Origin of the sequence: Halomonas lysinitropha (assembly GCF_902500215.1) — a bacterium.
In the GTDB taxonomy this organism is placed as follows: domain Bacteria; phylum Pseudomonadota; class Gammaproteobacteria; order Pseudomonadales; family Halomonadaceae; genus Halomonas; species Halomonas lysinitropha.
This window is the reverse complement of sequence record NZ_CABVOU010000039.1, coordinates 336,731-350,694: the sequence shown is the minus strand read 5'-3', so window position 1 is coordinate 350,694 and position 13,964 is coordinate 336,731. Positions and strand designations below refer to the sequence as shown.

The window sequence follows — 13,964 nt, the reverse complement described above, 5'->3', positions numbered from 1 at the left end:
ACGGCTGACTCACTGCACGAATGAGATTTCCACCGGGACGGTACCACGCTGCAACATGCCGAGCTCCTTGGCGGCACGCTTGGAGAGGTCGATGATACGCCCCTTGGCGTAGGGGCCGCGGTCATTGATCAGCACCTCGACTTCGCGGCCGTTGTCCTCGCGGGTCACCACGACTTTGGTTCCAAATGGCAGGGTCGGATGCGCCGCCGTGAAAGCCTGCTGGTCGAAGGGGTCGCCGCTGGCCGTAGTACGACCTTGAAAGCGGTCGCTGTAATAGGACGCGACACCCTGCTGGGTCTCTGCCGACTTTTCGTGAGCCAGCCCCTTGCCGACAAAGCCGGTCGCAAGAAGAGCTGCCACGCAGCAGTTTAGAATCAGGCGAGATCGAATCGCCATAATGTCACCTCATGACTTGCCGTAATGCGCCGACTTCGCATCCAGCGATTAGGCGCCATGATCGGAAATTGACGGACCAGAAAGCTTACCCTGCATCCTACCCGAACTCGAGACCAGGCCTTGATCGAAGCAGGCTAGCCGGTGATGCAACGACACCACGCGGCCAACGACAACCGGTGTCGGGGGTCGGATAGTAACCACTTCGCCGGTCGGCGGCAACCGTTTCACGGTTCCGACATGCATTCATTGCCGTGCCATAGTCCGGCCTAGGCGGTACATGCCTGTCGCCAGGTATCGTCACGACTCCACGGCATAAACGACGTCGCCCCCCCGGGGGGGGGGCGACGAAGCGTCTTCCGGAGTTTGCTACGTGCTCAGTGGGCGAGCATACGACGCAGGCGAGGACTAATCAGCTCACCAACCAGGGTGATGGTCACCAGCACCGCCAGCAACCAGGGCCAGTGCTGCGCAAACACCACCTGGGTGATGCCCAGTGCATCGATGAAGATCACCAGGATACCCAGCGGGCTCACGTAGCGGACCATGAACAGCCAGAGCGCATGCCAGCCGGCAGAGAGCCCCAGCTCCTCGCGGAACGTCTCGTTCTTGAGCACGAAACCGGCGAGCAGCACCATGCCCAGACCGCCCAGCGGCATCATCCAGCGCGAGGTCAGGTAATCCAGCCAGCCGAAGAAGTGCTTGCCTGCCAGGGTCCAGTCGGCGCCGACATTGAACGACAGCATCGCCAGGGTGCTGACCAGCCACAGCACGATGCCGGTGCCCCAGGACGCTGTGCGCCGCGAGATGCCCTTGTTGTCGGTCAGCCACGATATCGTGGCCTCGACCATCGAGATCGAGGAGGTCAGGGCCGCCATGGAGAGCATGACGAAGAACAGGATGCCGAACAGGGTACCCAGCGGCATGGCCTGGAAGGCCAGCGGCAGGCTCATGAAGATCAGTCCCGGCCCGCTTTCCGGACTCATGCCGTTGGCGAAGATCACCGGGAAGATCGCCAGTCCCGCCATCAGCGCCACCAGGGTGTCGGCGAGGGCCACGGACAGCGTGGTGCGAGCAATGGAGGCCCGTGCAGGCAGGTAACTGCCGTAGGTGAGGATGGCCCCGGAGGCCAGGGAGAGGGTGAAGAAGGCATGCCCCAACGCAGCCAGCGCGCCTTCACTGGAGAGGCTGCCGGCATCGAACGAGAACAGGAAACGTACCGCCTCGCCGAAGCCGCCGGAAAACATCCCGTAGCCGATCAGCACCAGCAGCATCACCACCATGCCGGGCATCATCCAGCTGACACTCTTCTCGATCCCGGCCTGAACCCCCTTGCCGACAATCACCATGGTGGCCACCGTGACCAGGGTGCTCCAGAACCCCAGATTGAAGGGGCTTTCGTTGTTGGCGCCGAAGATTGCCGCCATCTCCTCGACGCTGGAGGCGGCCAGGCCGCCGCTGAGCATCTTCCACAGGTACGAGAAGGACCAGCCGGCCACCACCACGTAGAAGGACAGGATCATGAAGCCGGCCAGCATGGCCATCCAGCCCAGCAGTGACCATGCCGAACCACGGCCGGACTCGCTGGCCACTCGACGGATGGCATCGATGGGGCTGCCGCGACCACGACGCCCCAGGGCAATCTCGGTCATCATCACCGGTACCCCCACCGCCAGGATGCAGGCCAGATAGACCAGCACGAAGGCCCCGCCACCGAACTCGCCGGTGATATAGGGGAATTTCCAGATGTTACCCAGGCCCACCGCAGAACCGGTTGCCGCCAGTACAAAGCCCCAGCGGCCGTGCCACTGAGTCCGGGATTGTTGATTCGTTGTCATATCACACCAGGGGTCATGAACATTGTTGTTCCGTCACGATGCAGAATCGCTAATGATAGCTCTGACGTGAGGGATTTTATCGTGAAGAGGCAGGCAGGTGGTCGATCGTACCGTTATGGGCCGTTACCACCTGCCCCCTGACCGGGAGATCACAAGAGGATCAATCGTCCTTGAGTACGCCACGACGAATCTGGTCTTCCTCGATGGACTCGAACAAGGCCTTGAAATTGCCTTCGCCGAAGCCGTCGTTGCCCTTTCGCTGAATGATCTCGAAGAAGATCGGCCCGATGACCGTCTCCGTGAAGATCTGCAGCAGGACGCCCTCATTGGGACCACCATCGATCAACAGGCTCAGCTCGCGCAGATCCTCGACGTTCTCCTGATGGTTGGGCACACGCTGGTCGACCTTCTCGTAGTAGGTATCCGGCGTGGAGAGGAAAGTCACGCCATTAGCCCGCAGCGCCCGCACCGTGGCGTAGATGTCGTCGGTGGCCATGGCCAGGTGCTGAATGCCCTCGCCGTTGTACTCGCGCAGGAATTCGGCAATCTGCGACGTATCATCGGCAGACTCGTTGATGGGGATATGCATCGTGCCGCAAGGAGCGGTCATGGCACGGGAATGCAACCCGGTCTTCTTGCCCTTGATGTCGAAATAGCGGTTCTCACGGAAATTGGCGATACGGGTGTAGAAGTTGGCCCAGGGATCCATCTGTCCACGATCGACGTTGTGGGTCAGGTGGTCGAGGACCTGCAGGCCCACGCTGTTGTCCTGCGGTGACCGCCCCGGGATCGCCTCGAAGTCGATGTCATAGATGGTACGACCTTCGCTGTCGACCTTGTTGTCGACGAAGTACAGCAGCGAACCACCGATGCCCTTCACTGCGGGAATACCCACCTCACCGGGACCGACCGGATTCTCCATCGGCTCGGCACCGTTGGCCACGGCATACTCGAATGCCTGGCGGGCATCTTCTACCTTCCAGGCCATGGCACAAGCGCTGGGGCCATGCACATCGGCAAAGGTCGCCGCATGGCTACCCGGCTCGGCATTGAGCACGAAATTGACGTTTTCCTGCTGAAAGAGGAATACCTGCTTGGAGCGGTGCTTGCGGGTTTCGGTGAAGCCCATGCGGTGGAAGAGTGCCCGCAGCGCCTCGATACCGTCGGTAGTCGGTGCCGTGTATTCAACGAATTCGAAGCCGTCGGTACCGATGGGATTGTCGTGGGTGACAGGCTGTACGGTCTGATGCTGGGTGGTTGCGGTCATGGCGACTCTCTCCTGGGGAACTATTATTGTGAATTTGCATTGGAACGGTCATCGGCCCGTCGCAGGTGATGTTCAATTGCTGACGGGCTCTCGATGACGCTCAGCCTAGTGCCTCGGCCCTTCCCCCGGAATCCGTAAACGATGCCGTTGGGACTCCAGCGACATCACCCGCACCCCTATTTCGTAACGAATTCCTTACAAACACTGCAAACCCATCCGTTCCAGCCTTGGCATGGCGCAAATGTCTGACAAGGTGTAACGTTGAATTTACGCACAGAGTGACGCCATGTCCGGTCGCCGGGGTCACTGCTCGCCCAGCAGGGTCTCGACGCTCGCCACCTTGTCATCCATTCGCTGGTCGCGGTCGGTGCGCGTTCCGAGCTTGAGCGTTGTGGTGATGCGTGGCGCCCCCATCTCGTGCACGACCTCGTGACAGCGCTTGACCACTGCCATCACCTCGTCCCATGGCCCCTCGATGTTGGTGCCGTAGGCATGCATGCGGTACTCAAGCCCCGACGCCTGGATCTCCCGCTGGCAAGCCGCGATCTCCGCTGAAACGGACACTCCGACCCCAAGGGGCACCACACAAAGATCGATGATCACGTGCATTGAGACACCTCCTGTTTCGTTAACCTGGTGCAATATACGACCCATGATTGCTGGTCTATGCTAATCCACATAAGAAAAATGCGGTCGCAGAGCCATGCCCAGCGCGTTCGCCACCCTGACTTCCATCACCGGACCAGGAGGAATCCATGACCAGCGAACCCCGTATCGGCCCCATCGCCCTGCCCGACACTCGCGCCCGCCGAGTCGTCGAACAGCTTCTCGAGGGATCGGGCGTCACCCTCAACGGCGATGCGCCCCAGGATATCCGCGTGCTGCATCCCGACTTCTTCTCGCGGGTGCTGTACCACGGCAGCCTGGGCCTGGGCGAATCCTACATGGATGGCTGGTGGGAGTGTGACAGCATCGACGAGCTGGCCTACCGGCTCCTGATGAACGGGCTGGGCGAGAATGCCCGCTCGACCACGGAACGCCTCAAGTACCGCCTGCAGGCCGGCTTCCTCAACCTCCAGAGCAAGGCTCGCGCCTACATGGTCGGTGAAGCCCACTATGACCTGGGCAATGACCTCTTCGAGCGCATGCTCGACCCCACCATGTGCTACTCCTGTGGCTACTGGAAATCGGCCAATGACCTGCACCAGGCCCAGCAGGCCAAGCTGGAGCTTGCCTGCCAGAAGCTGAAACTCCAGCCGGGCATGAAAGTGCTGGATATCGGCTGTGGCTGGGGCAGCTTTGCCGAGCATGCCGCCCACCACCACAACGTCGAAGTGACCGGCATCACCATCTCCCGCGAACAGGCCGCCCTGGCCAGGGAGCGCTGCGAAGGACTGCCGGTGGAGATCCTGCTGCAGGACTACCGCGACCTGGACGGGCACTATGACCGCATCGTCTCCATCGGCATGTTCGAGCACGTGGGACACCGCAACTACGCCACCTATTTCGAGACGGTACGGCGACTGATGCCCGCCGATGGCCTCTTCTTGCTGCATACCATCGGTTCCAACCGCTCCGAGATCACGGCGGACCCCTGGATCAATCGCTACATCTTCCCCAATGGCGTCCTGCCTTCCGCCATGGACATCGCGCGCACCAGTGAAGACCACCTGCTGATGGAGGACTGGCAGAACTTCGGGCCCGACTATGACAAGACACTGATGGCCTGGCTGACGAACTTCGACGCCCACTGGCACGAAATCGCCCATCGCTACAACGAGCGCACCCGCCGGATGTTCCGCTACTATCTGGCGATCTGTGCCGGCGCCTTCCGGGCTCGCCACTTGCAGCTGTGGCAGGTCGTCTTCTCCCGCGGACGCCCGGGACGCTACGATGCCCCACGGTAGTGCCGCTCAATCCCGCACCATCTTGTAAGCGATCTCCTACGTCGCAGGAAGGATGCCGACTCGACTCCGTCGGCGTATCATAATGTGCTTGATCAAGAGACACCCAGCGTCCACCAGCTGCCGTCTCCGTGGGGCAGGACGATAACCAAGCACGAATCCCCCTGTTCGCCGCAGGGGAAAGGACACCCGCATGCCTTCCAACGACCTCGGGCCGGTTGGGGAAAAGCCGCAACCGGACTGGATCCTCGAGTTGACCGAGCAATTGCCCGGGGTGATCTTTCAGCTGCACCGGGCCCCGGATGGCCGGATGTACTTCCCTTACCTGGCCGGCAGCGGTATTCAAAAGCTCGGGATCGACCGACTCGACCTGGCGCAGAGCGCCCTGCCGGCACTCGAGCGCCTGTCCGAGGACGGGTACCCCCGCCTGATGGCTGCCATCGAGCGTTCCGCCCGCTGTCAAAGTCCCATCACCACCAAGTTCCAACTCAGGCTAGCCGATGACCGAATGAGCTGGATCGCCCTGCGTGCCCAGCCGCGCAAGATCGACACCGGCACCCTCTGGTACGGCATGATGATCGATATCAGCGAACAGATGGCCGAGGAGCAGCGATTGCGCCGGCTTTCCGACACCGATGATCTGACCGGCCTGGCCAATCGCCGCAAGCTGATGCAGCGCCTCGACGAGGAGATATCGTTGAGCAACCGACACGCCTTCCCGCTGTCGCTGATGATGCTCGATATCGACCACTTCAAGACGATCAACGACACCTGGGGACATCTGCAAGGAGACCAGGTACTGAAAGACCTCGCCACCCTGTGCCAAGAAATACTGCGAGAGGAAGATCTGGTGGCCAGGCTAGGGGGCGAGGAGTTCGCCCTGCTGCTGCCTCTGACCCCCGAGCTTCATTGCCGAAAGTTGGCGGAACGCCTTCGCGAGCGGGTTGCCATCCATGACTTCGGTATCGGTCCGAAACGTATCACCGTCAGCATCGGCATCGCCGAACATCGCATCGGTGACTCCCAGGAAACCCTCATCCACCGAGCCGACGAAAACCTCTACGCGGCTAAGCACAGCGGGCGCAACCAGGTCATGGTCGGCGTCTAACTCCTCGGCGCGGACGAGAGTCGATGGGCACGTTATACTGGAAGAATTCCCAGTAATACTCCGTCGACACGGCAGGATGTGCCCATGATCCAGCAGACGCTCCAAGAGGTCTTCGGCCATGACGATTTTCGCCCGGGTCAGCGACCGGTCATCGAGGCCATCGTGGCCGGCCGCTCGGCCGCGGCGATCTTTCCCACCGGCTCCGGCAAGTCGCTGTGCTATCAGTTGCCGGCGCTGCATCTCCCCCATCTGACCCTGGTGATCTCTCCGTTGTTGGCGCTGATGCAGGATCAGTTGGCCTTCCTCAGTCGTCACGGCATCCTCGCCGCCAGTCTCGACTCGGGACAGAGCCGTGAGCAAGCGGCCGCGGTCATGGAAGGCGTCAAGCGCGGCGATATCCGCATCCTGATGGTCTCGGTGGAACGCCTCAAGAACGAGCGCTTTCGCGCCTTCATCCAGCGAGTGCCGATCTCGCTGATGGTGGTGGACGAGGCCCACTGCATCTCGGAATGGGGCCACAACTTTCGTCCGGACTACCTCAAGTTGCCGGACTACCGCCGCCACTTCGCCATCCCGCAGGTTCTGCTGCTCACCGCCACGGCCACCCCGCGAGTCATCGACGATATGCGAACCCGCTTCGCCATCGACGCGGACGACGTCACCGGCACCGGCTTCTACCGTCCCAATCTCGATCTCCAGGTAACCCCGGTACCCGCAGCCGAGCGCCCCCGCCGGCTGGTCGAGTGGCTGCGTCCGCGGTTCGAACAAGGGCCACCCCAGCCGACCATCGTCTATGTCACCCTGCAGCAGACAGCGGAACGGCTGGCCGCCTACCTGGCGCAAGCGGGCCTGCCGGCCACTGCCTACCATGCCGGGCTCGACGGTGAGCGCCGCGAAACCATCCAGCGAGACTTCATGGCCGGCCGCACGCCCTGCATCGTCGCCACCATCGCCTTCGGCATGGGCATCGACAAGGCCGACATCCGCAACGTGGTCCACTTCGATCTGCCCAAGTCCATCGAGAACTACAGCCAGGAGATCGGCCGGGCCGGCCGCGACGGCCTGCCCTCCCACTGCCTGATGCTGGCCGGGCGCGACCATCTCGAGATACTCGAGAACTTCGTCTACGGCGACACGCCCGAGCCTCATGGGATTCGCCGCGTGATCGACGAGCTGAGAGCCGCCGGACGCCAGTGGGAGCTGATGCTCAACACCCTGTCGCGGCACAGCAATATCCGCCCCCTGCCGCTCAAGACGCTGCTCGTCCAGCTCGAGTTGAGGGGCCTCATTGCTCCCCGCTACAGCTACTTTGCCGACTATCGCTTCCGGCTGGAGGAGGAGGCCGACACCCTGGTCGGCCGTTTCCAGGGAGAGCGTCGCGCCTTCGTTCAGGCGATCCTGGACGCCTCCTCACGTGCCCGGACCTGGTACAGCCTGGACTTCGCCGCCCTGGAGGTCCTGGGTGGCGAGCGTGGCCTCGATACACGTCGCAGCCGCGTGATCACCGCCCTGGACTACTTTGTCGAGAAGGGCTGGATGGTGCTGGAAAGCAAGCAGATGACCGAGGTCTACGAGGTTCTCTCGGTCGAGATAGAACCCGAATCGCTGACCGACGACCTCTACGCCTACTTTCGTGACAAGGAGAGCGCCGAGATCGACCGCCTGCACGCCATGCTCGCGCTGTTCGAAAGTGACCACTGCCTGAGCCGTCGGCTCGCCGACTGGTTCGGCGATGCCCGGGCGCCAGAATCCTGTGGCCACTGTTCCGCCTGCCGCGGCCAGGTGGCACACCTGCCACCGGCCGAGCCGACGAGCCCCCTAGTGACCCAGGATATCACCGCCCTGTGTGAGCCATTCCTGAAACGGCTCGGAGAAGCTGGCGAGGGGCACCCGGCCACAGCGGACCTGCTGACGCGCTTCCTGTGCGGGATCACCACGCCGCTGTTCACTCCCATGAAGGCACGCCAGTTGCCGGGGTTCGCCGCCCTGGAGGACTATCCCTATGCTGAGGTTCGACATTACCTCGCCGGGTACCTCGCCGACTAACCGGGTCAGCCGCAACGGCGACGTGACAGCGCCAGGGTCAGCCCGTGCACCGGCAGATAGACCACAAGGGGCCAGAGCAGCATCAAACCGGCCAGATACACCAGGGGCGGGAGACTGTCCTGGGGCTGCCCGAAGGGCCCCTCGACCCAGTTGATATTGCGTTCGGCCTCGGTGAAGAGGTAGCTGGCGGGAATCACCAGCCAGGTGAGCAGGCTCTGCCAGACCAGCGCCCGGCGGTCATAGCCGATCCGCCAGATCGCGAAGCCCGCCACCAGCGGCAGGATCAGGTGGTAGAGCGACATCGCCCGTGTCAGCGGAGGATGTTGGGGATCGAACATGTATTCGGTACCGCCGATGGGGTGCCAGCCGGTCACCCAGGCGGTACCCACATCCACCGCCCAGAAGGTGCCCACCAGGGCCACGGCCAGCCACTGCATGGAGATCAGCCGCCGGCTCTCGCTCCAGAGTCCCGCCAGGAGCAGGAAGTTGGCCAGGTTGCACAGCCAGAAGTAGTTCTGGGGGCCCAGCAGCATCCAGTAGGTCGGCGCCCAGGTGGCGACCCAGAGGCTGAAGACCAGCTTGAGCCACAGAGGCAGCCCTTCAGGCGACGGAGAGCTTCGGGTAGGACAGCGCATCACTCCTCCCCGCCGATTCCGTGGCGTCTGAGCTTGTTGGCGATGGTGGTATGGGAGACCCCGAGACGCTTGGCCAGCTGGCGGCTGGATGGATGCCGGGGATAGAGTTCCTCGAGCACCCGGCGCTCCACCTCGCCGAGGATGCCGGCGAGGGAGCTCTCGAGGTCGATGCCCGCCAGGCCTGCCGAATCCCCGACGTCGGGCAGGCGAAGGTGGTCGGGCTCGATGGTCTCGCCGTCGCACAGCGAGACCGCCTGGAAGAGCACGTTCTCGAGCTGGCGGACATTGCCGGGCCAATGGTAGGCGACGAGCCTCGCCAGGGCCGGCGAAGAGAGGCCCGGGAGGCCGCAGCCGATCTGGCGCGCGGCGCGGTCGATGAAGTGCATGGCCAACGCCTCCATGCCATCCCGACACTCGCGCAGGGGTGGCACCTGCAGCGACAGCACATTGAGGCGATGGTAGAGGTCATGGCGAAACAGGCCCTGGGCACAGAGTGCGGGAAGGTCCTGCTGAGTGGCACAGATGACCCGCACGTCGAGCCAGGTCTCCTCGTCGCTCCCCACTCGGCGGAAGCCGCCATCCTGCAGGAATCGCAGCAGCTTGACCTGCAGCCGTGGGCTCATCTCGCCCACCTCGTCGAGAAAGATGGTGCCGCCAGCCGTCAGTTCCAGCAGGCCCAGCTTGCCCTCGGCTCGCGCGCCCTCGAAAGCACCGGGGGCATAGCCGAACAGCTCGGTCTCGGCCATGGACTCGGGCAGGCCCGCGCAGTTGAGGGCCATGAAGGGAGCCTGGCCCCGCGCACTGGCCAGATGGCAGGCCCGGGCCAGCAGCTCCTTCCCGGTGCCGGTCTCGCCCTGAATCAGCAAGGGGGCATCCAGCGGCGCCATCCGCCGGGCCTCGCGAATCACTGTCTGCAGTCGTGGGCTCGCTTGAAAGATCGCCTCGAAGCCACGTAGCTCCTGACGCTGCACCTGGTAGATACGCTCCCCGATGCGATCGGCTCGGTGCAGGGTCACCACGGCACCGGCCAGAGAGGCCACGTCCTCCTGGTGCTCCCGGTGCAGCGGCGCGATATCGGCAAGGAAAGTGGTATCGCGAAGCTTGATACGCAAGCCATTGACCCGGGCATTGTTGCGCCGGATCAGGGCCGGCAGGTCCAGCTCCGGGAGATGACGATCCAGCGACAGCCCGGGCACCTCGTCGATGCGTACGCCAAGCAACTGCCCGGCGGCCCGGTTGGCGGCCACGATATGCCCTTCCATGTCGATGGACATCACCGGGTCGGAAAGCGAGGAGAGCAGCGCATCCAGCTCCAGGTGTCGTCGCTCGCTGGGCATCAGGCTGACCTGGCGCACTGCAAAGACCCCCGGGACCGCCTCCAGCTCCGGCCTGAGGGTGGCCAGTTGCGCATGAAGCAGATGGGGCACATGCAGGTAGATGGCATTGCCGTGCTCGCCCCCCACCTCCCCGCGGGCCACGTTGAGGCCGTAATCGGAGAAGTGGGCGACGATGTCACGCAGGATGCCGATCCGGTTCTGGCAGTGAAACCTCAGTCGCATCGGGACAGGTTCTCTCTTGGGTGTCAGAAAAGTCGTCACGCTAACGTGACCGAAGTGTCAAGATAACGTGACACCTGCTCTGCCTCAAGGCGCGCCAGCTCCCGTCGACCGCCTCCAAGCGTGCTACCGCGCGCTTGACGATCTCGGGACTCTGCACGACCTTTTCGGACAGGAGACCACGAGCAAGGTTGACCAAACGACCCATTGAAACGACAAGGAGATACCATGAGCCAGCTTTCCGAACAGCAGTGCGAAGCCTGCAGCATCGACGCCCCCAAGGTGACCGAGGACGAGATCGAGCAGTACAAGGCCGATATCCCCGAGTGGCAGATCGTTGATCGCGATGGCATCATGCAACTGGAGCGGACCTTCAAGTTCCGCGACTTCCAGCAGGCTCTCGACTTCACCCAACGGGTTGGCGAGATCGCCGAGCAAGCCGATCACCATCCCGCGATCCTTACCGAATATGGCAAGGTGACCGTGACCTGGTGGTCACACAAGATCAAGGGCCTGCACCGGAACGATTTCATTCTTGCCGCCAGAACCGACGAGGTAGCGAAATAAATGTTCGAGAAAATTGAGCGGGTTCCCGGGGACGCCATCCTCGGTCTGATCGAAGCCTTCAAGAAAGACACCAACCCTCAGAAGGTCGATCTCGGCGTCGGCGTCTACAAGGACGACCAGGGCAATACGCCTGTGATGCGCGCCGTCAAGGAAGCCGAGGCCCTGCTGCTCAAGAACGAAACCACCAAGACCTACATCGGCTCGCATGGCGCGCCGGCATATGGCGAGGTGATCCTGCCCATGGTGCTGGGCGACGGATCGCCGGTGCTGGAGGCCAAGCGTGCCAGCGCCACCCAGTCACCCGGCGGCACCGGTGCCCTGCGACTGGCGGCCGACTTCATTGCCACCCAGCTGCCCGGCAAGGACATCTGGGTCTCCGACCCGACCTGGCCGAACCATCTGGGCATCTTCCCGGCCGCCGGCCTGACCCTGCACAAGTACCCCTATGTGGACGCCGAGAACCGTCTCGACTTCGACGGCATGCTGGGGGCGCTCAAGCAGATCCCCGAGGGTGACGTGGTGCTGCTCCACGCCTGCTGCCACAACCCCACCGGCTTCGATCTTTCTCGCGACCAGTGGCAGCAGGTGTTCGAAGTCGTCAGCGAGCGCAACCTGCTACCGCTGATCGACTTCGCCTATCAAGGCTTCGGCGAGGGCCTGGATGAGGACGCCTACGGGGTTCGGCTGATGGCCGAGAATCTCGACGAGGTCATCATCACCAGTTCCTGTTCCAAGAACTTCGGCATCTATTGCGAGCGCACCGGCTGCCTGATCATGGTGGCGAAGAATCACGAGCAGATGGAAAACGTCCGCTCCCAGATCGCCATCGTGGCCCGTGAGAACTACTCGAACCCGCCGGCCCACGGCGGTGCCATCGTCAGCGAGATCCTGCACTCCGCTGAGCTCGCGGCCGTCTGGCGCGAGGAGCTCACCGAGATGCGCGACCGCATCAACACCCTGCGTCGCGACTTCGTCGAGGCCCTGAAGCCCTACGAGCTGGACCAGAAATACGCCTGCGTGGCCGAGCAGCGCGGCATGTTCTCCTACACCGGCCTGACACCCGAGCAGGTCGACCGCCTGCGCGACGACTTCGGCATCTACATGGTGCGCTCGGGCCGCGCCAACGTGGCGGGCTTCTCCCACGACAACCTGGGCTACCTGGCCAAGGCGATCGCCGCGGTCAACTGATACCAGCATTCTGGCAACGACGACGCCCGGGCCATCGGCCCGGGCGTCGTTGTTGCGGCGAGCCAGAATGCGAGGCCTCAGAGTTACCCGCTGAGCACTCTGTCTTGCCCGTCACTTAGCTGATCGGACGCTCCATCGTCACTGGCTGCCTGCGAGGAGCCGCGAGGATGCGTCGCAGCACCTGCCAGGCCGCCAGTCCCGCCAGCAGGTTGCCGAGCGCCGCCCCCATGGCCAGACCCAGCAGGTCCCCCAGCCAGGCCCCGACCCAGAGGCAAGGCAGATAGAAGACGAACAGCCGGGCGGCCGACATCAGCATGGCGCGTAGCGGCCAGCCCAGGGCGTTGCCCGCCGAGACCACGATCATGCAGACGCCCAGTGCCGCATAGCTGGGCAACAGGAAGCGAATCAGCGTCGCCAGGTCATCGCGCACCTCGGGATTGCCGGAAAGGGCAAGCGCCACCCAGGGCGATGCCAGGGCCATCAGCAGACCCAGCGACAACTGCCAGACGACCACTACCTTGAGCGCCAGGCGCATCAGCCGGTGTATCTGGTCCCAGTCACCGCTACCGTAACAGCGTCCGAGCCAGGGCGGCAGCGACATCGTCATGGCCAGCACTACCATCAACGAGAGGGTTTCCAGGCGGCTGGCCAGCCCCCAGGCCGCCACCTGAGCTTCGCCCAGGGAGGCCACTACCGAGATGGCGAGCATCGCCGCCAGGGGCGGCATCAGTTGGCTGATCATGGCCGGGCCGGCAATGCCAGCGAAGGGCACCAGCGAACGGCGCAACTCCCCGAGGAGCCCCTCGGCCGCCAGCCAGTCCATGACAACCAGCCGACGGCTCAGTACCAGCAGGCCGGTTGCGAAGGCGATCGACGTTGCCCAGGCCGCCCCGGGCAATCCCAGACCCGCCCAGGGCCCGATGCCGAAGATCAGCAACGGATCAAGGACCAGATTGACCAGGCTGGTGATCACCATCATCTTGCCGGGCAGCCAGGTATCCCCATGGGCCCGGAACAGGCTATAGCCGAAATAGAGCACGGCCCCCAGCCAGGCCGCCAGCAGTTGGGGCGTCCAGTACGCCCGGATCAGCTCACGGGTGGACGCGTCGGCCCCCAGCAGGGTAAAGATCGGCGTCTGGATGGCCCACAGCAGCAATACCAGCAGGGCAATCGTCACGGTTCCCACCAGCAGCACCAGACTGCCCAATCGCCGTGCCCGGGCAGACTCCCCTGCCCCCAGGGACCGCGAGATCAACGCCGCAATGGCGATTCCCATGCCCACCTGGATGCCGATGACCAGGAAGGACAACGGAAAAGTGAAGGACTGGGCAGCCAGCGGCGCCGTGCCGAGCCGCGCGATGAAGGCACTGTCCACCAGCTGGAAGCCGAGCAGTGCCAGCACGCCGATGGCCATGGGCCAGGTCTGGCGCCAGAGGACGAGACCAAGCGAGGAAGGGGATTC

12 protein-coding genes are annotated in these 13,964 nt (G+C 63.5%); 5 read left to right on the top strand and 7 right to left on the bottom strand.

Annotated elements, in window-relative coordinates; translation table 11 throughout:
* Nucleotides 1-9: 9 nt before the first annotated feature.
* From HALO32_RS13300 to HALO32_RS13285, 4 genes are all read right to left on the bottom strand, one after another.
* On the bottom strand, nucleotides 10-396 hold the full coding sequence (locus HALO32_RS13300; protein ID WP_151444358.1) for a septal ring lytic transglycosylase RlpA family protein: 387 nt from the start codon (nucleotides 394-396) through the stop codon (nucleotides 10-12).
* A 374-nt stretch (nucleotides 397-770) separates the two neighbouring features.
* Nucleotides 771-2,231, bottom strand: a complete 1,461-nt coding sequence (locus HALO32_RS13295) for a sodium-dependent transporter (RefSeq protein ID WP_151444357.1) — start codon at nucleotides 2,229-2,231, stop codon at nucleotides 771-773.
* A 160-nt stretch (nucleotides 2,232-2,391) separates the two neighbouring features.
* A complete protein-coding gene (gene hppD / locus HALO32_RS13290) occupies nucleotides 2,392-3,498 on the bottom strand; it encodes a 4-hydroxyphenylpyruvate dioxygenase (protein WP_151444355.1) in 1,107 nt (368 codons plus the stop codon).
* 303 nt (nucleotides 3,499-3,801) lie between these two features.
* The gene (locus HALO32_RS13285; RefSeq protein ID WP_151444354.1) at nucleotides 3,802-4,107 is read right to left on the bottom strand and encodes an MTH1187 family thiamine-binding protein; all 306 of its coding nucleotides are present in this window, start codon (nucleotides 4,105-4,107) and stop codon (nucleotides 3,802-3,804) included.
* A gap of 146 nt (nucleotides 4,108-4,253) precedes the next feature.
* On the opposite strand from HALO32_RS13285, the gene cfa reads away from it, so the two are divergent.
* The 3 genes from cfa to HALO32_RS13270 all read left to right on the top strand — a co-directional run bounded on the left by cfa (nucleotide 4,254) and on the right by HALO32_RS13270 (nucleotide 8,556).
* The gene (gene cfa, locus HALO32_RS13280) at nucleotides 4,254-5,405 is read left to right on the top strand and encodes a cyclopropane fatty acyl phospholipid synthase (RefSeq protein ID WP_151444353.1); all 1,152 of its coding nucleotides are present in this window, start codon (nucleotides 4,254-4,256) and stop codon (nucleotides 5,403-5,405) included.
* A gap of 190 nt (nucleotides 5,406-5,595) precedes the next feature.
* Entirely contained in the window at nucleotides 5,596-6,510 is a 915-nt protein-coding gene (locus tag HALO32_RS13275; RefSeq protein ID WP_151444351.1) for a GGDEF domain-containing protein, read from the top strand.
* Between the two features lie 84 nt (nucleotides 6,511-6,594).
* Nucleotides 6,595-8,556: a RecQ family ATP-dependent DNA helicase gene (locus HALO32_RS13270; protein ID WP_151444349.1), complete on the top strand. Its 1,962-nt coding sequence runs from the start codon at nucleotides 6,595-6,597 to the stop codon at nucleotides 8,554-8,556.
* 5 nt (nucleotides 8,557-8,561) lie between these two features.
* Here the strand turns inward: HALO32_RS13270 and HALO32_RS13265 are convergent, their stop codons facing one another.
* Both HALO32_RS13265 and HALO32_RS13260 read right to left on the bottom strand, forming a co-directional pair.
* Nucleotides 8,562-9,191: a hypothetical protein gene (locus HALO32_RS13265; RefSeq protein ID WP_151444347.1), complete on the bottom strand. Its 630-nt coding sequence runs from the start codon at nucleotides 9,189-9,191 to the stop codon at nucleotides 8,562-8,564.
* Entirely contained in the window at nucleotides 9,191-10,750 is a 1,560-nt protein-coding gene (locus HALO32_RS13260; protein WP_151444346.1) for a sigma-54-dependent transcriptional regulator, read from the bottom strand. Before HALO32_RS13260 ends, HALO32_RS13265 begins: the two co-directional genes overlap by 1 nt.
* 225 nt (nucleotides 10,751-10,975) lie before the next feature.
* Here HALO32_RS13260 and HALO32_RS13255 point away from each other — a divergent pair, with 225 nt between their 5' ends.
* Both HALO32_RS13255 and HALO32_RS13250 read left to right on the top strand, forming a co-directional pair.
* A complete protein-coding gene (locus HALO32_RS13255; protein ID WP_151444344.1) occupies nucleotides 10,976-11,314 on the top strand; it encodes a 4a-hydroxytetrahydrobiopterin dehydratase in 339 nt (112 codons plus the stop codon).
* Nucleotides 11,315-12,502, top strand: coding sequence for an amino acid aminotransferase (locus HALO32_RS13250; protein WP_151444342.1), 1,188 nt, complete (start codon nucleotides 11,315-11,317; stop codon nucleotides 12,500-12,502).
* Between the two features lie 115 nt (nucleotides 12,503-12,617).
* On the opposite strand, the gene HALO32_RS13245 is transcribed toward HALO32_RS13250, so the two are convergent.
* Nucleotides 12,618-13,916: an MATE family efflux transporter gene (locus tag HALO32_RS13245; RefSeq protein WP_151444563.1), complete on the bottom strand. Its 1,299-nt coding sequence runs from the start codon at nucleotides 13,914-13,916 to the stop codon at nucleotides 12,618-12,620.
* Nucleotides 13,917-13,964: the final 48 nt, after the last annotated feature.

Excerpts from the sequence above, each read along its gene's own strand:
- HALO32_RS13260 (WP_151444346.1), bottom strand. The coding sequence starts at position 10,750 with ATGCGACTGAGGTTTCACTGCCAGAACCGGATCGGCATCCTGCGTGAC.
- cfa (WP_151444353.1), top strand. The coding sequence starts at position 4,254 with ATGACCAGCGAACCCCGTATCGGCCCCATCGCCCTGCCCGACACTCGC.
- HALO32_RS13270 (WP_151444349.1), top strand. The coding sequence starts at position 6,595 with ATGATCCAGCAGACGCTCCAAGAGGTCTTCGGCCATGACGATTTTCGC.
- HALO32_RS13300 (WP_151444358.1), bottom strand. The coding sequence starts at position 396 with ATGGCGATTCGATCTCGCCTGATTCTAAACTGCTGCGTGGCAGCTCTT.
- HALO32_RS13245 (WP_151444563.1), bottom strand. The coding sequence starts at position 13,916 with ATGGCCATCGGCGTGCTGGCACTGCTCGGCTTCCAGCTGGTGGACAGT.
- HALO32_RS13275 (WP_151444351.1), top strand. The coding sequence starts at position 5,596 with ATGCCTTCCAACGACCTCGGGCCGGTTGGGGAAAAGCCGCAACCGGAC.
- HALO32_RS13265 (WP_151444347.1), bottom strand. The coding sequence starts at position 9,191 with ATGCGCTGTCCTACCCGAAGCTCTCCGTCGCCTGAAGGGCTGCCTCTG.
- HALO32_RS13250 (WP_151444342.1), top strand. The coding sequence starts at position 11,315 with ATGTTCGAGAAAATTGAGCGGGTTCCCGGGGACGCCATCCTCGGTCTG.
- HALO32_RS13285 (WP_151444354.1), bottom strand. The coding sequence starts at position 4,107 with ATGCACGTGATCATCGATCTTTGTGTGGTGCCCCTTGGGGTCGGAGTG.
- HALO32_RS13255 (WP_151444344.1), top strand. The coding sequence starts at position 10,976 with ATGAGCCAGCTTTCCGAACAGCAGTGCGAAGCCTGCAGCATCGACGCC.
- hppD (WP_151444355.1), bottom strand. The coding sequence starts at position 3,498 with ATGACCGCAACCACCCAGCATCAGACCGTACAGCCTGTCACCCACGAC.
- HALO32_RS13295 (WP_151444357.1), bottom strand. The coding sequence starts at position 2,231 with ATGACAACGAATCAACAATCCCGGACTCAGTGGCACGGCCGCTGGGGC.